Origin of the sequence: Paenibacillus sp. FSL R7-0652, from assembly GCF_038595045.1 — a bacterium.
Taxonomy (GTDB): Bacteria; Bacillota; Bacilli; order Paenibacillales; family Paenibacillaceae; genus Paenibacillus.
On record NZ_CP152001.1, the window covers coordinates 2,891,351 to 2,914,520 of the forward strand.

Annotated in this window: 14 protein-coding genes; 12 read left to right on the forward strand and 2 right to left on the reverse strand. The window is 49.0% G+C overall.

Translation table 11 applies throughout. From position 1 onward, the window contains the following. Window positions 1-61 precede the first annotated feature (61 nt). From MKY97_RS13215 to MKY97_RS13250, 8 genes are all read left to right on the forward strand, one after another. Complete coding sequence (locus MKY97_RS13215) at window positions 62-961, forward strand: sugar ABC transporter permease (protein ID WP_342555860.1); 900 nt, start codon at window positions 62-64, stop codon at window positions 959-961. Between the two features lie 162 nt (window positions 962-1,123). Then, window positions 1,124-1,906: a carbohydrate ABC transporter permease gene (locus MKY97_RS13220; protein ID WP_342555861.1), complete on the forward strand. Its 783-nt coding sequence runs from the start codon at window positions 1,124-1,126 to the stop codon at window positions 1,904-1,906. A gap of 18 nt (window positions 1,907-1,924) precedes the next feature. Continuing rightward, the gene (locus tag MKY97_RS13225; protein WP_342555862.1) at window positions 1,925-4,057 is read left to right on the forward strand and encodes a heparinase II/III family protein; all 2,133 of its coding nucleotides are present in this window, start codon (window positions 1,925-1,927) and stop codon (window positions 4,055-4,057) included. A 67-nt stretch (window positions 4,058-4,124) separates the two neighbouring features. Next, window positions 4,125-5,321, forward strand: coding sequence for a glycoside hydrolase family 88 protein (locus MKY97_RS13230; RefSeq protein ID WP_342555863.1), 1,197 nt, complete (start codon window positions 4,125-4,127; stop codon window positions 5,319-5,321). Between the two features lie 79 nt (window positions 5,322-5,400). After that, the gene (locus MKY97_RS13235; protein ID WP_342555864.1) at window positions 5,401-8,628 is read left to right on the forward strand and encodes a polysaccharide lyase family 8 super-sandwich domain-containing protein; all 3,228 of its coding nucleotides are present in this window, start codon (window positions 5,401-5,403) and stop codon (window positions 8,626-8,628) included. Window positions 8,629-8,715: 87 nt separating this feature from the next. Beyond that, window positions 8,716-9,039, forward strand: coding sequence for a cupin domain-containing protein (locus tag MKY97_RS13240; RefSeq protein WP_342555865.1), 324 nt, complete (start codon window positions 8,716-8,718; stop codon window positions 9,037-9,039). Between the two features lie 874 nt (window positions 9,040-9,913). Continuing rightward, window positions 9,914-10,711, forward strand: a complete 798-nt coding sequence (locus MKY97_RS13245; RefSeq protein ID WP_342555866.1) for a sulfite exporter TauE/SafE family protein — start codon at window positions 9,914-9,916, stop codon at window positions 10,709-10,711. Window positions 10,712-10,841: 130 nt separating this feature from the next. Further along, the gene (locus MKY97_RS13250; protein WP_342555867.1) at window positions 10,842-13,238 is read left to right on the forward strand and encodes a polyprenyl synthetase family protein; all 2,397 of its coding nucleotides are present in this window, start codon (window positions 10,842-10,844) and stop codon (window positions 13,236-13,238) included. A 130-nt stretch (window positions 13,239-13,368) separates the two neighbouring features. Here the strand turns inward: MKY97_RS13250 and MKY97_RS13255 are convergent, their stop codons facing one another. Beyond that, window positions 13,369-15,144, reverse strand: a complete 1,776-nt coding sequence (locus MKY97_RS13255; RefSeq protein WP_342555868.1) for an ABC transporter substrate-binding protein — start codon at window positions 15,142-15,144, stop codon at window positions 13,369-13,371. A 160-nt stretch (window positions 15,145-15,304) separates the two neighbouring features. Between MKY97_RS13255 and MKY97_RS13260 the strand changes: the two genes are divergently transcribed. The 3 genes from MKY97_RS13260 to MKY97_RS13270 all read left to right on the forward strand — a co-directional run bounded on the left by MKY97_RS13260 (window position 15,305) and on the right by MKY97_RS13270 (window position 20,668). Further along, window positions 15,305-16,543 carry an MFS transporter gene (locus tag MKY97_RS13260; RefSeq protein WP_342555869.1) on the forward strand — a complete coding sequence of 413 codons (1,239 nt, stop codon included), beginning with the start codon at window positions 15,305-15,307 and terminating at the stop codon, window positions 16,541-16,543. 613 nt (window positions 16,544-17,156) lie between these two features. Beyond that, the gene (locus MKY97_RS13265) at window positions 17,157-18,902 is read left to right on the forward strand and encodes an ABC transporter ATP-binding protein (RefSeq protein WP_342555870.1); all 1,746 of its coding nucleotides are present in this window, start codon (window positions 17,157-17,159) and stop codon (window positions 18,900-18,902) included. Beyond that, window positions 18,899-20,668 (forward strand): ABC transporter ATP-binding protein, encoded by a 1,770-nt coding sequence (locus tag MKY97_RS13270; protein WP_342555871.1) that lies wholly within the window; start codon window positions 18,899-18,901, stop codon window positions 20,666-20,668. The genes MKY97_RS13265 and MKY97_RS13270 overlap by 4 nt, the downstream gene beginning before the upstream one ends. 121 nt (window positions 20,669-20,789) lie before the next feature. Here the strand turns inward: MKY97_RS13270 and cyoE are convergent, their stop codons facing one another. Further along, window positions 20,790-21,719 (reverse strand): heme o synthase, encoded by a 930-nt coding sequence (gene cyoE, locus MKY97_RS13275; RefSeq protein ID WP_342555872.1) that lies wholly within the window; start codon window positions 21,717-21,719, stop codon window positions 20,790-20,792. A 428-nt stretch (window positions 21,720-22,147) separates the two neighbouring features. On the opposite strand from cyoE, the gene MKY97_RS13280 reads away from it, so the two are divergent. Further along, window positions 22,148-23,074: an NAD(P)/FAD-dependent oxidoreductase gene (locus tag MKY97_RS13280; RefSeq protein WP_342555873.1), complete on the forward strand. Its 927-nt coding sequence runs from the start codon at window positions 22,148-22,150 to the stop codon at window positions 23,072-23,074. Window positions 23,075-23,170 lie beyond the last annotated feature (96 nt).

Below are 23,170 nucleotides of genomic sequence, written 5' to 3' on the forward strand. Positions count from 1 at the left end.
GCTCCAATTTGTTCAAAGCTAACGCCATGGCGAAAATGAATCGTGTTAGGAGGCAAAGCCTGTGAGAAAGCTGCAGCAGAAGCTCCCGGGTTTCTGGTTCTCGCTGCCCAGTCTGGTGCTTACGTTGATATTTAGCGTGTATCCGATCGTCTGGGCTATGCGATATATGTTTTACGATTACAAAGGTTACGGTACGGAGCGTTTCGTCGGGCTCGATAACTTCGTCCGGCTGTTGTCGGACGAAGCGTATTGGAACTCAGTTGTCAATACATTCGTCTATGCGGGCGGCAAACTGGTAATTACGCTGCCGCTTGCGCTAATCCTGGCGGTTATTTTGAACCGGGGGATTCGAGGTAAAGGCTTTTTGAGGTCGGTTTATTTTCTGCCAACCATCATAAGTGCTTCGGTTATGTCAGTCGTATTTTTTACTGTTTTCAACTCGTACAACGGTGTGCTTAATCAATTACTCGTACGTTTCGGAATTGTGGAACGGAATATCGATTGGCTCGGCGTCGATAAAGCCATGCTGACCGTGATCCTGATTGCGGCCTGGGGCGCGATAGGCAACTATATGCTGCTGTTAATCGCCGGATTGCAGAGCATCCCGGATGACATATATGAGAGTGCTTCGCTGGATGGTGCAAATGCTTGGCAGAAGTTCATCTATATGACGATTCCGATGCTGGGTCCAGTGCTTCAGATGGTCATTATGCTTGCCATTATCAACTCCTTGAAGGGCTATGAGAGTATTATGGTACTTACTGAAGGTGGCCCGATCGGAAAAACTGAGGTTATGTTCATGTATGTCTACAAGCTCTTTTTCCCGATCTCTACGTCGAGCAATTCTGTGGAGCAACAGCTTGGTTACGGAAGTGCGGTAGGATTCACAACGGCTCTAATCGTCGGTGCAGTAACTCTGTTTTACTTCAGGTTATCGAAAAGCTTGAATCGAGTCCATTAATGTATTTGGCTGCTAGCTACTATAACAGTGCGCGGTGTAATTGGAGGTATACAAATGACTACTAAAACCATAAAGCTTCGACAATCGGAAACGTCTGCCGTAACTTCCCGTTCCCTGGTCTCGATACTGGCCCAAGTCGCATTATGGGGGTTCCTGGTAATCATGGCGGTATTGATTCTGTTTCCGATTGTGATTGCCTTTCTTGGATCGTTTAAATCGAATGCCGAATTAACCGCTGGCGCGACATTTCTGCCGAAGGCGTGGCATCCCTCAAACTATGCGGATGTTTGGAAGCTGGCGAACTTCTCCAGATATACCTGGAACAGTGTGTTCGTTTCGGTCTTCGCAACAATTGGCACACTTCTTGTCGCATCGCTTTCGGCCTATGCGGTTGACCGAATGGATTTTATCGGCAAAAAGTTCTACGTGGGCCTGCAAGCCTCCACGATGTTCATTTCCATCGGCGCCGTGGTACTGCGTCCGCAATTTGAGCTCATGGTGGGCCTGAATTTACAAACGTCGCTGTGGGCAGTAATCATCATCCTTGTCAGCGGGCACGCTTCAACCTACTTTATACTGGTCAGCTTCATGCGGGGTATCCCGAGAGAATTGGATGAAGCGGCCATGATTGACGGCTGTTCCCGGCTGTGGATCTATTCGCGGATTGTCCTACCTCTGCTGGCTCCGGGTCTTGGGGTAGCCGGGTTGTTCACCTTCCGGCATGCCTGGAACGAGTATATCCTACCGCTCGTCTTCACGATGAGCCAGCCGAATCTTCAAGTGCTCACTGTCGGCCTGGCCAGCCTGCGTTACGGAATATCCGCAGCTTCCCAGACCCACTACATGATGGCGGGGGCCGTCCTGTCTATGCTGCCTATGCTGGTTGCTTACGTGGTGGCAAACAAGTCGTTCATGCAGATGACGGCCGGCTCGATTAAGGGCTAGAGGCCGATGGAGAATACGATGAACCATATTCGGCTGAATCAGCTTCTCAAGAGCGCAGCGGACCCCGCCTTCCGGGACGCGATGGAACAGCTTGGAGCACGAGTCAAGGAGACAGGGCTGATCGGTTATGAAATAAGTGCTGGGGAACGGGGGCAATGGTCTCATTATTACTACTGTCCCCTTGACGGGACGAAGCTTGGCTTTGATTGGTCTCTTCCCGATGCCCATAAGTGCCTGGCCTGCGGCACAGTATGGCAGGGCGAACCTTATGATGGTGCATGGGTCACGCTGGCGAATGCCAAGATCGGGAGGATGATGCGGGATGTGGCACTACACAGTCTGATTCATGGAGAGGATGACGCATTCAGCCAGGTCAGGGAGGTTCTGCTGCGGTATGCCCGGTACTATACGGGCTACGAGATTCACGGAAACATCCCCTATAATGGTCCGGGCAAGCTGTTCGCACAGACACTGGATGAGGCCCATTGGATCATCGATCTGAGCTACGCCTATGCTTTCGTTCATAACAGGCTAGAGCCTGAAGATCGTGAGTCCATCCGGGAGAGACTGCTGCGGCCATGCGTCGAATTTCTCACCATGTACAGGGAGCGGCAAATTCACAATCATGCTATTCTGATTACCTCGGCCATAGGCATTGTGGGATTTCTGCTTGGAGATGAAGTGCTTCTGAACAGCAGTTTGTACGATCCTTTTGGCTTATATGATCAATTGGCTTACGGCGTGCTGGAGGACGGCCTTTGGTATGAGGGGAATTTCCACTACCATTATTACGCCTTCGACTCGCTGCTGAAATACGCCATTCTGGTCGAAGGCACCCAGTGGGATCTGTGTAAGCACCCTGCAATGAAGCGTTTGTTCGATTTTCCGCTGGGGTATCTGCTCCCAGACGGCACACTGCCCAATATCAACGATGCCAGCTTTGACAAAAAATTGGCGGATCTCGCTCCTTATTACGAGGTGGCATATGCCTGGTATGGATCAGAGCGTTACGCCGAACTACTGCGGCTTGCCTATGGTTATGAAACGACACTTGGGCTTTCATTTGCCCAAACCCGGCGTGATTCGTTCGAAGCACTGGCGTTCGGCCAGTCGCTGATAAGAACGAAGGGAGGGAGAGATCTGACGCAAATGCTTGTATCCGACAGGTCATCGGCAGCCAGTGGGTTGACGAAACTGGTCAACCGCAGAGGATGGCATGTACTGGTCAAGCACAGCACGTTCGGCGGGGAACATGACCATATGGACCGTCTTGGCCTCTCGTTCGGCACAGGCCGGGTGCCGATGTTTGTTGATCCGGGAACGACGGCTTACGGGGTGCCTGCCCACTACGGCTGGTTCAAACACACTTACGCGCATAATACGGTTGCGTTGAACGGTCAGGATCAGCCTCCGGCTGACGGAGAATGGGTTCAATACCTCCGGGAATCCTGGGGGAGCCTCATCGAGAGCCGGGTTAGTTGGATCGGTGAACCCGTATCTTACCGAATGAAGGACTTCATCTTGCTTCCCAAAGAAATGTGCACATGGGATGCCGGCGCATACCGTGGCACCTGTATTCGGCGGATCAATATCCTCACGGAAGAGACCTTGCTGGATATTGTGAAAGTCAGCGTTTCCGCAAGCCGGGACATAGACCTGCTGTACCATATCAGCGGGACTCTGGAGGAGTCCGGAGCGCAGTGGCGATCCTGGCCTGGCAGGCTCTGTGCATTGTCAACCGAATGGATGGATGATATGCAGCACGGGGATCGCTATTCGGAAGCGTCGTATCGCTGGAAGGTGGGAGACGGAGAGCTGCTCCAGGCGAGTTGGTGCTCAGAGGTGATCGAACCATTTCTGGCCCGGACGCCCGATATTCCAATGAGCGGCAGCCGCCAGACGCTCTGCCAGCGGGTGCAGAGCGGAGGTGCTCGAGAGGTCGTATTTGTGAGCGCTTTCAGATATCATACGGAGGACGAATTAAATCTATCTTCCGAAAACGAGGGCTTAAGGACGATGAAAAGGTTGTCCTTTGAGGTAACTGACTGCGGCGCAGGAGAATTTCTGATTCGATTAGGCACGAGGGGCAAGAAACAGGTATGGAGACTGCTGTGGTCTGACCAGGCAGCGGTTGTTGAGCTAACGAATTAGGATAATAGGATATGCATTACTTGATTTCCAGACTTATAAGACGATGTCGTGAAAGGATGGATTTTACATGGTCACAGAACCAATTCCGGCGCTGCCGGACAAGCGGCGAATCAAAAGCGCTATCGAAGACGCCGTAGCCAAAGTGAAGGCGAATTTGCAGCGGCACGGCGGAGATTTTCCCCATATCGGAATGGGAAGGAATAAAGAGTATGACTGGGGTTCGAATGAGGACTGGATCGAAGGTTTCTACACCGGACTTGTATGGCTCTGTTATGAGTATGACGGTGATCCTTACTTCAGGCAGCAAGCCGAGCTGCAGGTGAACGACTTTGCAGCACGGCTTGAGGCGAAGGTGCTGCTGGATCATCATGATATTGGATTCCTGTATGGTCCTTCCGCCTTTGCCGGTTGGGTAGTTACAGGTAATGAGGCTTTCAAGTCACTCACGCTGCGTGCGGCCGATCATCTGCTTGGCAGATGGAGAGAGACTGCGGGAGTCATTCAGGCCTGGGGACCGGAGGGTGATCCGGAGAATGGAGGACGGATCATCATCGATTGTCTGATGAACCTACCCTTGCTGTATTGGGCGGGGTCCATGACGGGGAATGACAGATATGCGGTTATTGCAAAGGCACATGCGGAAAAGGCTCGCCGTTTTCTCGTAAGAGGGGATGATTCGTCGTATCATACGTTCTATTTTGACCCACACGACGGAGGGGCCATTCGTGGGGGGACCCATCAGGGCTTCCGGGACGGCTCGACATGGACGCGGGGTCAGGCATGGGGTATCTATGGTTTCGCTCTTTCCTATCGCTATACCGGCGATCCGGATTATCTGGAAACGTCGAAGCGAATGGCCCGCTATTTTATCGAGCGCATCCCCGAAGATGGAGTGGTCTATTGGGATTTCGACGTCCCCGTTGACAAGGATACCATCCGGGACAGCTCCGCCTCGGCCATTGCGGCATGCGGCTTGCTGGAGCTGCTGTCCCTACTGGAACCGGATGACGAGCTGCGGCCACAGTTGCAAGCCGCTTTATACCGGACGATGGAAGCTCTGACGGGAGCATTTTCGACCATTGGACATCCGGAGGCGGAAGGACTGATCGACCACGGCTCCTATTATGTAAGAGGTGATCTGGGACTCGACGGCTATATGATATGGGGCGACTATTATTATCTGGAAGCGTTGATGCGGATCTGGAATGGTATACCGGGTTACTGGTATGAGCGTCCACAGGCGGACAATGCTGCGGTTCTGTAATCTGGAAGCAAGCTATGCCAGGCCGTGGCAGTCTAAACGTACAGCTAGTTAGAATTCGAAACCGGGAGGCTGATGTGAGGTGAGAAGAACGATTTCATATATAAGCTTGTTTGTTCTTATTTTTTCGCTGTTCGGTACCATAGGAAGCGCTTTACCCCGAGTGATGGCCGCTGATGAATTCGATACGCTCAGAGAAAAGTGGAAGACTGTGCTCACAGGCGATTCGTTTGCAGACATTGAGGATCCCGACATTGCCAACCAAATTGGACTCACTGTTAGCGTGGTACAAAATGACGAAGGGACCGGCTTCTGGGATACGCTCCAAACGGGCTCGAACCAGACGAGCTGCGGTTGTCTATGGACGGATCTGACCAGCACAACAGTCTCTGCGGAAATCGTCTATCAATATAACCGGATCCGGTCAATGGCGCTGGCCTATGCGACAGTCGGAAGCAGTGATCCCGATTCACCGGCCTACAATCCGCTCTATGAGAACACCGCGCTGCGCGACGATATCATTGGAGCCTTGGACTGGATGTACGCGAACCGTTACAACCCCGATCTAACCATCTACAATAACTGGTATCACTGGGAGCTGTCCGGTCCAAGGGGACTGCTGGATGCTGTCGTGCTGATGTATGACGACTTAACCGAAGCGCGAATTACCAACTATATGAATGCAATCAACAAATTCACCCCTGATCCAAACCGGGCTCCCCAAAACAGCGCTACCGCTACCGGGGCAAATCGTGTGGAGAAAAGCTGGGTGGTTACACTTCGTGGCATTCTGATCAAAGATAGCGCGGCGGTCGCGCTTGGCAGAGATGGACTCAGCGACGCTACCACACTCTCAACCTCCACAAGTGGAGTGAATAACGTATTTTCCTATGTGAGTACAGGAGACGGCATGCATACTGACGGCTCGTTCATTCAGCATACCAAGCATCCTTACTTCGGCAATTATGGGACGACATACTTACAGTACATTGTCAATTTCGTCTACCTGCTGAATGGCTCCATTTGGGAAATAACAGACCCGGAAAGCGACAATCTGTATGAGTGGGTATATGACACCTATGAACCGGGGATCTACAACGGCTCGCTGATGTCCATGCTGCGTGGGCGAACCATCGCCTATTCCACCGCAGATGATCACTACTATGGTTTTGCTGCAATGCAATCGATCCTACTCTTAAGCTCCTTCGTGCCTGCATCCAATGCTAACGATTATCGGAGTATGGTTAAGGAATGGATTGAGAAGGATACGTACCGAAGCTTTATCAGCGGAGGTAACTCGATTTTCTACATCAAGCTGGCCAAGGAACTGATGAGTGATACTTCGACTGCCGCCCGGGGAGAACTCATCGGAAATATTGCTTTCCCTGAGTCCGATCGGTTCATACACCTTCGTCCGGGTATTGGCTTTGGGCTTGCGATGTCCTCCAGCCGGATTGCCCGGTACGAATCGATCAACGGGGATAATCTGCATGGCTGGCATATGGGCGACGGCATGACCTATATCTACAATCAGGATCTCAGTCAGTACGATGATAACTACTGGCCAACGGTCAATCCGTACAGGCTGGCAGGCACGACGGTGGATACGGGAACACTCGCCAATGCGGTCGGACAGAGTGCTACGACCAGGGTGAATTGGGTAGGCGGCGCAAGTGATGGAACGTATGGCATTGCTGGCATGCAGCTCGATCCATACGGTGGAACGCTGACCGGCAAGAAGTCCTGGTTCATGTTCGACGATGAGATTGTCGCCCTTGGAGCAGGAATTACAAGCACTTCGGGCAGAAAGATCGAGACGATTGTCGATAACCGCAAGCTGAATGGGACAGGAAGCAATGCCTTCGAGGTGAATGGAACGGCGCAATCCACCTCCCTTACGCAAGGAACACAGACGAATACCAGTGTGAATTGGATGCACCTTACAGGCAATACGGCCAGCGGATCGGATATGGGGTACTATTTCCCCGAAGCACCGACGGTGAAGACGCTGCGCGAGACGCGCACCGGCAAGTGGACGGATATCCACTCCAGCTCTCTGGCTACTGATACGCTGACGAACCGGTTCCAGACGATATGGTTCGACCACGGGACAGCATCCGGGGACACGGGCTATCAGTACGCCCTGCTTCCTAATCTAAGCACATCGCAGACGGCGGATTACGCGGCCAATCCGGATTACACAGTGCTTGAGAATTCAACAGAGGCACAAGCAGTGAAAGAGAACCATCTGAATCTGACAGCGGTGAACTTCTGGAATTCGGTTAGCAAAACCGTCGGCGGTATTACCAGTGACAGCAAAGCTTCTGTGATGTTAAAGCTGTCTGAGGCAGAGGCGGAGGTGACGGTATCCGATCCTACCCAGGCCAATACCGGAAGCATTCAGCTGGAGATCAACAGCAGCGCTTCGGGTGTACTCTCGGCCGATCCGGGGATTACCGTCACTCAATTAAGCCCAACGATTAAGCTCTCGGTTAATGTGAATGGCCAAAAGGGAGGTTCTCTGCATGTGAGGTTTGGCCTTACGCCCGGAAATGCCGGGGATCTGGCGGCGCCAGTGATTAGCGCCCTGTCTGGCGGGAAGGGTCAGGCGACTCTGAGCTGGGCACCTGTCAGCGGAGCGAGCGGATATCACATTAAATATGGCACTACACCGGGAGTCTATTCCTCCACGCTGGATGTAGGAACAGCCACAACAGGTACAGTTACAGAACTGTTGAATGGCACAACCTATTATTATGTGGTTGCCGCGTATAATACAGTGGGAGAGGGCGAGCCTTCGGCAGCTGTCCATCTGTTAAGTGCTCTGCCGGCTGCGGATGCTTACGTACGCGACGGTACGTATGCTGCTACCAATTACGGTACAGTGAATTCCCTGGTGGTCAAGAACAGCTCCAGCGGATATACGCGCACATCGTATTTACAGTTTGATGTGTCCGCTTTCAGCTCCCCAGTCTCGGAGGCCAAGATCAGGCTGGTGCCGACCTACGTTGGGGCGGCCAGTAATGTAAATGCTATAGCTGTAGCCACCGGGAATTGGACAGAGACGGATATTGTCTGGAATAACAAGCCTTCTACAGGCACGGTAATTGGCGATTGGACCGGAATGGCTGTGGGTGTTCCGGTGGAGATTAATGTGACTGCGCAGGTAAATGCTGCGATCACAGCCGGCGACTCGCTGTCGCTCACGGTATACAATCCTTCCAGTACAGGAAACAACGGAGACGTGGTTTATGGCTCCAAGGAACAGATGTTGGCTTCTGCCTGTCCCGTTTTGGCAATCATACAATAAGTAGAACGCGTCAAAAGGCATAGAACTGACCAAGTCTTAAGAAAAGCAGTTAAACGAAACGTATGAATAGAAGGGGAGGTATAATATATGGCGAAGGATGACACGGTTTGGGAACAGGCCGAGCCTGGAGTGAAGCGTCGTATTTTCAAACCAGGTCAATCGCTAATGATGATGGAAGTACATTTTGAAAAAGGCTCGCAGGGTTATGAGCATTCCCATCCCCACGAGCAAATGACGTATTGTCTGAAAGGGAGCTTTGAGTTTCGGATTAATGGAGAGAAGCATTGGCTCCGCCAGGGCGAAGCTCTCAACATACCGGGTGGGGTGGTCCACGGTACCATTGCTCTTGAAGAAGGAGCGTTGCTCGATACCTTTACACCGCTTCGGGAGGACCTCTTGAGGATATGCTAATCCATGAGGCATGGCTTTAGATCCTTTTAGGTGCAGTTAAGATGAAGAAAAAAATTCGGGCTATACCTAATATACTTCCCTTGAGATGTAGTTCTTACTTATTCTATTGAAAATATGCCTTTCGTGAATAAATGAGTGAATGCAGTTGGTTTGATCTTGAAAATGTTAATGAATTCTTAGGGCAGTACCCCTGACCATCTCGCCAGAGCGCATCGCTCACAGCGATGAGGTCGGGGGTTCGATCCCCCTGGGCTCCATGAAGAAAAACGTCATCACGTCTTGTGATGGCGTTTTTTCTAGTACCCCAGCATGGGTGTCATCTCTAGGATGAAGCGCTTGCTAGAACGAATGCCCAGAGGAGATAACCTCAGAAACGTCTGCAAGTGAGTGGTACAGAACGGAGGAGTGCCCGGCGTGGACCATATAACGGTATTGAATCTTAATTACATACAAGAAAAGAAATACATCACAAGCCTCTGAAAATGTCGAATCGTCCCGAAATTTCCCGGTTCGTGATACAATGTCACTATGTGTCTCTTTTTATCCATTTGTGGTGTCGTACACAATGCGAACCCCAAGGGAACCATAGCTTTCTTCTTTATATTGACAATGAGTGCAGGTTTTGATGGAGCATAATGCATCGTGATGTGCTTGTAATTTTTCGTTACAGCGAGGACATGTATTCACAAAAAGCGTCTTCAACACGTTGAACATGCTTAATCACTCATTTCTGATTAATTTACTTGGTTTTAAAGTATTATAACCGAAATCATGTCCTCTGTATACGCTTTTTATGTGGTTTTATGATCATTTCATGAAGCAATTAGTACATTTTTATTCGTCTCATTATTCTCTGAAAGGAAGCGTATAACCGATGGATCTACTCCTGTTTTTCATCATGTTTATACTGGGTCTAATCGGTTCGTTCTTCTCCGGGCTGCTCGGCATTGGCGGGGCTATTATTAATTTCCCGCTCCTGCTGTATGTCCCGGAAATGGCCGGGCTGCAGCCTTTTACAGCTCATCAAGTGTCTGCTATCAGTATGTTTCAGGTATTTTTTGCGTCCCTTGCAGGGGTTCTTGCATTCCGCAGCAGGGCGAAAGCCGGGAAGGCGGGAGGTGCTGTCATTGACCCCGGACTGGTGCTGTATATGGGAAGCAGCATTTTAGTGGGCAGTTTGATTGGCGGTTTGATCTCGGGCCTGCTGGATGAACGGATGATTCATCTGGTATACGGCATTCTTGCTGTGCTTGCTATTGTACTCATGCTTATTCCAAGCAGGGGGCGGCTGGATACAACCGAACCGCTAACGTTTAATAAAATAATTGCTTCAAGCACCTCGCTTGCCGTTGGCATTGTGTCGGGCATCGTCGGGGCTGGAGGCGCTTTTGTACTCATTCCTGTGATGCTTACCATTCTGAAGATTCCTGTCCGGACAACCATTGCCTCCTCGCTTGCGATTGTGTTCATCTCTGCGATTGGTGGTGTTATCGGTAAAATTTTTGTTGGACACATTCCTGTCGAGCCGATTATTTATACGGTGCTCGGAAGTTTGATCGGTGCGTCCCTTGGCTCCAGAGTAAGTTCCATGATCAATGTCCGGTTTCTTCGATACGCACTGCTTCTCCTGGTTGCTGTAACAGCCGTGAAAGTCTGGAGCTCGATGTTTTAGGTTATTCATCTTGTCAATCAATCCGATTCGGGAAACAATTAACGTAACCAAAAGGCTGAACCTCCGTATATAGGATATGAACATGACCGGAACATGTTTAACTTTTAACCGAAGTTGAGGGATCCAACCGATGAACAACATACTTATGGACCAGACTGCATCTGAAGTTAATGCTGACTTGGCATACCGTCTCGCCGAGCAAAAAGCATCTCAGTATTTTACAACTCTATCTAAGCAGCTGATAAACAACACACATATAGATGCACTTCAAGAAGATTTCAGCATATGGCGGAAAAACCACATTCATCGGTTTGGCTGGCTGTCATGGCTCGCTGGCAAAAGAAAACCGGATTCCAAGGATATGCAGCAGTATATGCACTGGATGAATATGACGGGCAAGCTGGATGATTATCTGGACCGAAGCATCTCATATATTTACATGCGGGATCTGGGGCAGGCTCTGGATACCCCGAAAACCATAGACAGCGTTCGGCGTATAGTCGAGGACACCAAAAAGTACTTTACACGTGCTGCGGGTGAAGACCAGCGTCAGCCCGATTACATCAGTCCGGCCGCGTTATACCGCTGGGGGCAGCGAGAACAGATCGAAGAGGCTGTCATCTGGGTGATGCACAAATTAAAGCAAACGGCAGCAAACCTTCCTGAAGAACTCGATGCCGCGCAGGCTCAGCGAAAACTGATCAAAATCATTTTGGGTGTCGTGCTGCACGTATATGACGAATTGACGGATGAGACCCCGCGTCAAGAACGAATAGAGAGACTGGATGCTGCGATCCGGCTTGGCTATTCCTACGGCTTGACTTATCCTTTTGTCGACGATCTTCTGGACTCTCAAGCGCTGACCGCTCAAGAGAAGGAACAATATGCAGCTATGATCCGAAAAGCACTTCTTACAGGCATCGTGCCTGATCTTGGAGAGTGGAAGGGGCCGCAGCTTGAAGTCATCCGGTATGTTCATTCCGAGCTTCGAGAAGCCTTTGAGTATATTCGGGATTATCAGCGTGAAGAGATGCAGCGCACTTTTTTTGAACAATCCTATGTGTTCTTTCATTCCCAGGAGATGGATCGTGACAAAAAATGTTCGAATGCTCATTACACGAATGAGCAGCTGTACATTCCGATCATTATCAAGTCGGCATCATCCCGGTTAATCGTTCGTTCCGTTCTCAGTGCTCCGGAAGATGAAGGGTTTGATCTGCGCACGTTTTATTACGGCATCTATAATCAGCTGGCAGATGATTTTGCAGATATGTTTGACGATATGCAGGACGAGGCTGTGACACCCTACACCTATTATCTGAAATATCGAGACTTGCGTCCTGACCTGATTAACCCTTACGAGTTATATTGGGCGGTCATCTCGTATCTGATCCATGACGTTTACGGTTCAAACTCCAAGGCGCGGGAGGTTATCCTGGATCGTGCTATTAACGGACTGAAGCGCTGTAGAGAACGGCTTGGACAAGCGAAGTATGACGAAGTCATGAGCATATTTGCATCAGGGCAGCCTGAACTTAATCGTATCGTGCAGCAGATGGTGCGGAAAGCGGATGACGTAGATTTTCTAGACAAACTGCTGCGGGATCAGGTTGTCGTGCAGCTCGGCAATGATAAAAAGGAAAAGGAATCTTTCCAGCAGACGATTCGGACTGTTCGCGAACAGATTAATGTCGAGCTGCAGATCAGCAAACCTGGCGAAGGACCCAAGATGAAGGGCACGCTTACAGACGCTGCGAATTACAGCCTGCAGGGGGATGGCAAACGTCTGCGTCCAATCCTGACTTGGGTAATGGGCGTACAAGAGTATGGTCTCGCGGAGTCAGCCATTATGCCGCTGCTGCGATCCATGGAGTATATGCATACAGCCTCGCTTATTTTTGATGACCTGCCTACACAGGATAATGCTTCAACAAGGCGAGGACGTTCTACGCTTCATCAGCTGCACAACAGCGCGACAGCAGAGTTAACCGGACTGTTCCTGATTCAGCGAGCGATCCGGGAGCAGTCTTCACTGCATCGCTTTGATTCGCAGACGGTGCTGAAGCTGATGCAGTATTCGGCTGTAAAAGCAGAGGACATGTGCATGGGGCAGGCTTTGGATCTTGGTTCCAAAGGAAAAAAGCTGTCGCTGGAGGAACTGAATGAGATATGTTTTTACAAAACGGGCATTGCCTTCGAGGCAGCACTGGTCATGCCGGCTATTTTGGCAGAAGTGAAGGAAGAGGAGATCGGTACGCTGAAGACATTCGCTTATCATGCAGGCATTGCTTTTCAAATCAGGGATGACCTGCTGGATTATGCAGGAGATGACCGTACCCTTGGCAAACCTGCCGGTCAGGACGAACGAAATAACAATTCGACTTTTGTATCCGTTCTGGGGGAGAAAGATGCAGCCAAAGCGATGTGGGAGCATTACTGCCTTGCTTCAGATGCATTACGTCAGATGCCGAGACCGATTCCTTTTTTGAAACATCTGCTGGATTATCTGGTTGGCCGTGAGCGTTAATACTTCCGTTTGCTGCTGAACTTATAAAGCCGAACTTATAAATATGAAGAACCCTCCGCTCCGCTTGAAGACGAGCGAGGGTTCTTTCGCGTTTCGGTTTGTACATCATGATGTGATGTTCGAGGCTGCACTAAAATGATGTATTTTTGATCCACAGCTTCGAGATATCCAGAAAGCCAAACTCTGAAGTCTGCATGCCGTAGATGCTCTGATGCAGCTCGGCCTTTTTGTTCATATGACATCCATGCAGCAGCCAGCGATTTTGGCGAAGGACACTCTCGGCCTGTTCCAGAAGTTCAGTACGCCCGTTATGAGCAAGCTGCGGGAAAGGGTCCAGCAAGTCGTCTAATACAGATTGAAGTTCGGGTGTCAGGTAATCATGCAGACAGTTGGTTTCGTTTTTAAAAAAATGAATCATGCCATACTGCCAGTCGTCTTCTAGAATTTCTTCTCTCAAAATCAAAGGTGCATCTGAGGTCTTCACCACATCCAGATAGTCATCAAAAGGTTCCAGTTCAATCTGCAGCCCGATCTTACGTGCACGCTGCTGCAGCCATTCCGCCACATCGGAGTCTTTGTTCTTTTTGTAAGACAGCCGGAACGGTTCCCCTTGATAACCGGATTGTTCAAGCAGTGTGCGAGCCTCATCCAGCGCAGCAGCCTTCCAGTTCTGAACGGCGCTTTTCCATGGCAGAAAACTGCTGGCAGGTGTAATCCGGTTCTCACCCAGATCATGCACCAGTGTGACCGGATCATAAATGATGCGCACAGCCTCACGAAAAGACGGTGTATGATGACAGCCGGGGACATGAAAATTAAAAAGCATATACTGACATCCAAGTGCAGGATAATCAATATAATGCGAAAGTTCATGGCTGCTTCCAGAGAGGCTGAGTCGATCCGTGCCGGGCAGATGATAATAACCGTCATTCGAAGCTGTCTCGGGCAGAAACCAGATATGAACCTGATCCAGATGAGGACGGATGCCGTAGTAGGCATCAAACGCGGCGAGTTTAATGACGTCTTCGCTCATCTCCGTGATCTGAAATGGTCCTGTGCCGACTAACATCGAATGGGAGTCATGATCTGCGGGCAGGATCGTCATCCGAATACAGCTGAATAAATGCAGAAAGAAACGGTTGGCGCGATACAGGACAAACTTGATGCAGTAATCACTACTCACTTCTGTGCGCTCGATATCCCGGTACAGCCAAAGAGATGGACAGTTCGTGGCAAACAGCCGGTTCAAAGAAGCCTGGACATCGTGCGAGGTCATGATGCGGCCGTCATGGAACCGAACTCCTTTACGTAAATAAAATATCCATTCCCGATGATCGCTGCTGCATTCCCATGTATGTGCGAGTGAGGGCAGGAAGGTATTCGCGTGCGCATCATAGGTAATCAGCGTACTGCATACTTGTCCCAGCAAATACGTTTCAAAGGCGGTATACACGGAAGCCGGGTCCAGATTACCAAGCTGACGAGAGCGCAGCATGCGGAGGGTATCTTGGCCCGAAGCTGTTTCGTTGTAACTGCGGAATCCCATCTGCTGATGAAGAGAGAGCATGAGTTTTTCCCGCAGCACGTCATCGATTCTGACGCTTCCGATCAGTTCGATGGCTTCTTTTACTTTGCCTTTGGATAATAGGTCCGTGAAGTGAAATTCCATGGCATCGTTCAGACTTCGCAGCAGCGTCAGCTCCGAGTGATGTCCGCGTCCCCGCCCAGCTTTCCAATGGATAAAGTGCTGTTCCTCCAGCTTGCGCAGAATGAATTTCACATTCCGCGGGGTGCAGCAGAGAATAGAAGAAAGGTGGTCGATCGTGACGCGCGCAGGTTCATTCAACTTAAACGAGAGATGCGGCGTGTCTGCCAGTCTTAGAAAATGGGTGTGTATTGTATCCATATGCGGCTCTCCTCTAAAAAGGTGAAAAGGGACAATGAATTATTACACTTTTACTTCCCCCTTTTATCCATACAATTATACATATCAGGATGACGGAATTCATCCATTTTTGATACAGCGCGATAGATAGAGAAAAGCAGCATGATAGGAGAAATGAAAGATGAACCATTATCTAAAACAGATTCACCCGTTGGCATGGACTATTATTATCGGAACGATGTTCGGACGCCTCGTGACCTCGATGAGCATCCCGTTTCTGTCGATCTATCTGACGCGTGTGCTTGAAGCGACTCCGACTCAAACCGGGGTCACCGTTGCTGTAAGCTCGCTCGCAGGAGTGCTGGTCAGCTTTTACGGGGGGTATATATCGGACCGGATTGGCCGGAAAATCGTGATGATGGTTTCGGTGTTCAGCTGGGCTGCCGTATTTTTTATTTTCGCAGCAGCAGAGCATCTGTGGGTTTTCTTTGTCGCGAATACGTTAAATGGTTTATGCCGAGCTGTATTCGAGCCAACCTCAAGGGCTCTTTTGTCGGATATTACTTCACCACAGAACAAGCTGCTGGTTTTTAATCTGAGATATGCTGCTATTAATCTCGGGGTTGTGTTCGGACCGATCATCGGTTTTCAGCTGGGATCATCCGAATCGACATTCCCTTTTGTCATTTCAGGGCTTGTTTATATCGCTTACGGCCTGATTTTGTATGTGCAGTTCAGACTGCAGCACGCGAATCTGCCGGGACGTGTTGAAACGGCTGCACCTCGGCTGCGAGAAGCGTTCATGACAACCGGACGAGACCCGGTATTCCTGCCCGTATTGATTGGTACCACCTTTTGTGTGCTGGGTTACGGACACTTTAGCTCTACATTGGCGCAGTATTTGGCGAGAAGTCCCATTTTTGAAAATGGAAGTCAGATGTTCTCGTATATGCTTTCGCTTAATGCGGTTACGGTACTTGTGATTCAATATCCGCTGGTTCGTGCCTTCCGCAACGCACCGCCCCTGGTGCCGCTTATTCTGGGAAATCTGCTCGTTGCTGCGAGTCTGCTGCTGTTTGGTTTGGCCCAAGGCATCCTGCTGATGATGGTCAGTGTCATTGTGTTTACCGTAGGCGAAGTACTGCTGTTTACCATGATGGATATGCTGATTGACCGGATCGCAAAACCCGAATGGAAAGGCACGTACTTTGGTACCATCGGCTTTAATAATATCGGGAATGTAGCAGCTCCGGTGATTGGTGGGCTTCTGTTAAGTCAGTTTGGCGCAGCGAATGGACCGTCTGTGTTTATCCCGATTGCATTGACAACGGCACTCGGCGTTCCCTTCTTGTATACTGCACACAAACGCCTCGTCCTTCGGGAAAAACAGTCCGCCGATCCGCTTCATGTTGGGGCCTGATGGATGAAGTAAATAACAATTCAGTTAATAATTATGTTGACGTATAAAGAATGAGCGAATACAATAAACAACAAATATGTGAAACGGGTGGGATAAAAATGATTGGTCAGCCAATGCAGGTACCGAAAACAATAATTGAATATGCATGAGCATAGTGACATTATTCTGGTAGCGTATTGACCACGTTTGAACAGTCCAGCTTACTGCAACCCCGTCTGGACGCTCATTCATACTGCGAATCAGAGAAGAAGCTGGATTATTTTTCTCTGGCTGGCTTTTCAATCCGATCAAGCTGTAGATGAACTTCATTCATCTATGGCTTTTTTTCATTCCGTTCATCTGTTCACATGGAAAGGAGCAAGGGAAGTCGAATCTGTTGGAATGATTAGCTGGTGTTGATGACATGATTTTAAACAGAAAAGGAGAATGAACCATGATTAACCATCGTAATGCAAACGTTTCATCTGGAGGTTTTTTTAATTACATCAAACTGCTGCACGATTCATCATAGCGAACATATAAACTCGGATGACAAGTCATTCACACATACAGTAGCCTGGTTTCCGGGCTGCTTTAAAAAGAAAACCAACGAAAAGTTAAAGGAGCGGGGCTGATGTCCAAAATAGAGAAACACTCCATGTCTTGGCTTCTGCGATATTTAAAGCCGGTGAAAGGAAAGCTGGCTGTGCTGCTGATTATGCTGCTGACATCGACAGGACTGCAGCTTCTCAATCCACAGATCATTCAACGATTCATAGATACAGCAGCAGGCGGCGGTGTACTTATGGATTTGATGCGGCTGGCGGGGCTTTTCCTGCTGGTGGCTGTAACCAATCAGCTTATTACGATAGCTGTCAGTTACCTTGGCAATGATGTGGCCTGGCGCGCGACGAACCGGATGCGCGGAGATCTGCTGAAGCATTGTCTGCGGCTGGATATGCGTTTTCATAATGTTAAAACCCCGGGAGAGATGATCGAACGGGTAGATGGCGATGTGACCAGCATCTCCAATTTTTTCGCCATGTTTATCGTGCAGGTGATCGGGAGTTTTGTCCTGCTGGCGGGTATTCTGGGATTTATGTTTTCGATTAATGTCCCGATTGCTCTAGTCATGACGGTATTTACGCTGTTATCCATTCTGTTTATGGTGATTATACGCAACCTTGGGGTCGAGTCTTCCAAAAATGAGCGAGCCGCCAGCGCATCTTTGTTCAGCTTGATTGAGGAGCGAATTGCGGGAATTGAGGATGTGCAGGCGAATGGACATGTACCTTATGTGATGAACCGCTTCTATCGCACGATGCGTAAGGTTTTTCAAAAAGGGCGGAAGGCGTGGATGCTTCGAGTGATTCCTTGGAACACCACGGTTGTCATGTTTATTATTTCCGTGACGGTTGTTCTGCTGCTTGGTGTGCACTACTATATTGAGGGCATGATCAGCATCGGAACCTTGTTTTTGATCTATCAATACAGCCAGATGCTGAATGAACCGATTGAACTGCTTGGCGATCAGGTGCAGGAATTTCAAAAGGCTAAATCCGGTATGCTTCGTTCCCGTGAACTGCTGTCTTTACAAAGCGAGATTCAGGACGGTACAGAGGAGGAACTGCCTGATGGTCCGCTCGGACTTGAGTTTAATCAGGTGCACTTCAGTTACAATCAGGATAAACCTGTGCTGCAGGACATCACGTTTGCGGTGAAACCGGGGGAACGTCTCGGGATCATCGGACGTACGGGGAGCGGTAAATCCAGTCTTAGCCGTGTGCTCCTGCGTCTGTACAATCTGGATCGCGGTACCATCCGCATAGGCGGCACAGATATCACGAAGCTTTCGATGCAGGCTCTCTATCGCAGAGTGGGTATGGTTACGCAGGATGTGCAGCTGTTTGATGGTACACTGCGTGATAATCTAACCTTGTTCAATCCGGAGGTGTCGGATGCGATGATCCATCAAACGACTGAACGGCTGGGCCTGCATCAGTGGATCGAAACACAGCCTGAAGGGCTGGATACACATCTGACTGCCGGCGGTGCTTCGTTATCTGCGGGGGAAGCCCAGCTGTTTGCACTAACCCGTGTGTTTCTGACAGAGCCCAGTCTGGTGATTCTGGATGAGCCTTCTTCGCGGCTTGATGCCGCAACCGAAAGCATGCTTCAATCTGCCATTGATGAATTAATGAAGCGATCCACAGGCATTATTATCGCACACCGGCTGGCCACACTGGAGAAGGTAGATAAAATTATGGTTTTGGGCGGGGGCAAACTGCTGGAATTTGGAGCAAGAGAAGAACTCGCACGTGATCCGTCCTCCCATTATGCACGACTTCTGATTACCGGACGAGAGGAGGAATTGGCATGAATATAACCGGATTTATAGGGCGGTTATTTCGCTTTAAGCCCTACCTGTTTCTGATTAACGGCGTGTTATGGTGTGTATTTCATTCGCTCCCTCTGGCAATGGGGCTTGGGATGCAGTGGTTTTTTGACCGGACAGCGACTGGAAATGCTGATTATATGTGGCTTGCCGTGCCGCTGATTGTGATTGCGCTGTTTCGTCTGACGCGGGTCGGTACATTCTTTGCTGCTTTTCATGCCTGGGTCACGTACATGTATCATATTCAAACGATTTTGCGAACCAATATGCTGGCTGGTATCATGCGCTGGCCGGGGCGTAATCTACCCGCTTCACCCGGTGAAGCGATGAGCCGTTTTCGGGATGACGTGGATGAAGTGGTCGAATATATAGAATCCTGGGTTGATTTTTGGGGGCGTCTGGTTTTCGCGGTGGTATCGATTGTTATTATGGCGAACATTAACTGGCAGATTACGCTAGTTGCCGTTTTACCGCTGTTGATCGTGACACTGCTGAATAACTTGTCGGGTAATCGTGCACGAAAGTATGCACAGGTTAATCGTGAAGCGACAGGAAGAATTACCAGTTTTATTGCAGAGACATTCGGGGCTGTGCAGGCACTGAAGCTTGGGCAGGCGGTGGAACATGTCTCTGCGCGTTTTAATCGGCTGAATGAGGAACGCAGGCAGGCAGCGCTGCGGGATAATATGTTCAAACAATGGATGAAGTCGCTCAATCAGAATGTATTGAGTATATGCACCGGACTTATTCTGTTGATGTGCGCCGCCGAAATGAAGGCGGGTCACTTTACTGTTGGCGATTTCGCCTTGTTTACCAGTTATCTCGTCAATATCGGGTTCAGCATTTCACTATTCGGATATATGGTGTTTCAGCATAAAAGGCTCAAGGTATCCTATGACCGGATGCGTACGCTGTTCCGTCCCGGTGAAGAGGATCAGATTATGGAGAAAAGGGAAATCTATCTATATGAAGATCCACCGGAACCGACTCATGAGGATAGAGATTCGAAGGAGAAACTGCATGAGCTGGAAGTAAAAGGGCTCAGCTATCAGTATGGGCAATCTTCTAACGGCATACATGATGTAAGTTTCAAACTGAAGCGAGGCCAATTTCTTGTCATTACAGGCAGGATTGGCTCTGGTAAATCAACGCTTGTTCGTACACTTCTGGGACTGCTGCCGAAGCAGCAGGGGGAAATTCTCTGGAACGGAGAGAAGGTGAATCCGGCAGCATTTCTTATGCCGCCTAGAGCCGCATATACTCCGCAGGTTCCAAGGTTGTTCAGTGATACGCTGCGAGAGAATATCGTTCAGGGCAGGAAAATACGTGCAGATCAGGCGCTGGAAAAAGCAATTCGACTTGCTGTTCTGGATCAGGACATCAAGCAGCTGGATCAAGGACTTGAGACGCCTGTAGGCCCAAGAGGCGTGATGTTATCCGGCGGCCAGATCCAGCGGTCGGCTACCGCGCGAATGCTGATGACCGAGGCTGATTTGTTTATCTTTGATGATCTGTCCAGCGCACTCGATGTGGAGACAGAGCAGCAGGTGTGGGACGGACTGTTTCAGGAGCAGGATGTCACCTGTATTGCCGTATCTCACCGCAAGGCTGCGCTCACCAAAGCAGACCACATTATTGTCATGAAAGATGGGCGCATTGAAGCTGAAGGCAGACTCGCGGATCTGCTGGAAACGAATGAAGAGATGCAGCTGTTATGGCAGGGTGAGCAGATGCCTGTGAAAGTAGGATAACATGATTTGTATGGGATAAAGACGAGAAAGAAAATAAGGATTTCAGCGGACCAAAAAGCCCTGAAGAAAACTCGTGACGAGTTTTCTTCAGGGCTTTGTTCCATACTGAGTTTAAAGACGATTATCTCATCATTTGGGCAATCAATGAATACGCAATGATGACCAGGAAGATGATGGTGATGTGGTTAATGGAAAAAATGAACATGCGCTGTGACCATTTTTTTGTTTCTTTTTTATCAAAAGTAGCCACACTAAGAATGAGCCAAGCCAGACTTACCAAAAAGGCAACAATAGCGATAAATGGACTCATCGGCCAGAAGAGGAAGCTGGAAAGCAGCAGCAGTACCAGATAAACGTTGGTCTGTACATATGTGCGCCCAATCCCTTTAACAACAGGCAGCATAGGCACGCCCGCCGCCTTGTATTCGTCAAAGCGACGAATGGCGATACCGTAGAAGTGGGGCATCTGCCATAAGAGCATCGTTACAACCAATGCCCAGATTTCGAAATGGCCCAGTTCCGGTGAGATGGCTGCCCATCCAATCAGCGGTGGAACAGCACCCGACAGGCTGCCTACCTCGGTGTTATAGATCGTTGTGCGTTTGGTCCACATAGTGTAAGGGAACACATAGAGCAGCAGGCCAAGCAGGCCAAAAACAGCAGCTGACGGCGATGCAATGTACAGCATGACAGCACCAATCAACGTAATCGTGATCCCGAGAATCAGACCTGCCTTGGTGTCCACACGACCTGTAACTGTAGGGCGTTTCTTCGTACGTTCCATAATCGCATCAATGTCCCGATCATACAGATTGTTGAACACGCCGGCAGCTCCAATAATAAAAGAAGAGCCGAGGAACGAAAGCAAAATCGGAATGATATTAGCGGTAACCGATGCCTCAAACACATATAAAGCTAGACTTAAACCTGCGAACATGGCGATCAAGTTGGACTTGATGATTCCAATTTTGATCGTATCGAAAAATACTTTTGGAATCGAGCTGTACTCCAGGCTGATATTGGGTTGTGATTCATTATTCAATGTTTTCAAGTGCTCACTTCCTATATATATACTTAATATAATATGAGCCTATTATATCATTCAATTCACGCTGTGATTTAGATAACATTCGAGTATTTATAATAATGTCATTTGATTGTGAACAATTTAAAAACAAGAACTTTTTTAATTGTTAAAACGACACTTCTGTGCTACAAGGTTATTTTTCATGAGATTGTCATGCTTTCATTGTAGAAATGAAATAAAAATATTGCATATTTCATTCTTTAACAGTATTGTAGATATAAGATATCCTTAATAGATGTTATAATTCGACATTATAAGTGTACTCCATTAAATGTTAAATCGGATGCTATTAGATATCTCACAGGTTCACTTCTCTAATGTTTCTTACTATATAGGGAAGAGAAAATTTTTTCACATTTAGAGATATTAAATATCTGGAAAGGGTGTTATGTATGCATAAAGAGCAGCATCAATTGGATGTCGTTATTATAGGGGGAGGGCCAGCGGGGCTTAATGCTTCGCTGGTGCTTGGCAGAGCCAGAAAACATGTGATGGTCATCGATAATCAGAAACCCCGGAACTGGGTTACGCAGGAAACACATGGTTTTCTAACCAGGGATGGAGTGAGCCCTCGCGAATTCCGCAGGATTGCGAAAGAAGAAATCTCTGCGTATCCTACGGTGCAGTTTGCATCAGATACAGTGACGGACATAACAGGACATGACGGTGAGTTTGTTATTGTAACAGCCGAGGGAAGGCAGTATGAGGCCAAAAAGATTTTATTTGCCGTAGGTAAAAGAGACCTGCCATTGGATATTACGGGTTTATCCGAAGTTTATGGGAAAAGTGCTTTTGTATGTCCCTATTGTGATGGCTGGGAACTACGGGATCAGCAGCTTGTTATCATTATCAGTGCAGCCCATGCATTACATATGGCCAAAGTAATCTCTGGTTGGACAAGTCAGTACACGCTTTGCATTAATGGAAACGATTCGTTACAAGAAGAAGAACTGCAGGAGATGACACGTCACGGCATCCAAGTATATGAAGGCCCGATACAAAACATTATATCTGAAGAGGGGATGGTCAGCGCAGTTGAACTTACGGATGGAACCCGAATTCCTTGCACGGGAATCTTCTTTCAGCCCAAACTCCAGACAGGCTCCGATTTGCCCAAAATGCTGGGATGCAATGTGACGGAGACGGGGACCATCGTTGTAGATCCGCAAGGAAAAACATCTGTACCTGGTGTGTTTAGTGCCGGTGATGCGGCATCTGAATTGTATCAAGCGATCACGGCAGCCTCATTAGGAGCATTAACTGCCGTAAGTATTAACAATGAGTTGAATTTTGAAGTGTGGAATGGAGATAGGACGTAAGCATATGAAGTAAACATACAAAGCATAACCGTCAGCCTAAGTTGGAGGGAAATATCGACGAGCTGGCGGTTTTACTATTGGCCGTACTTTGTTCGG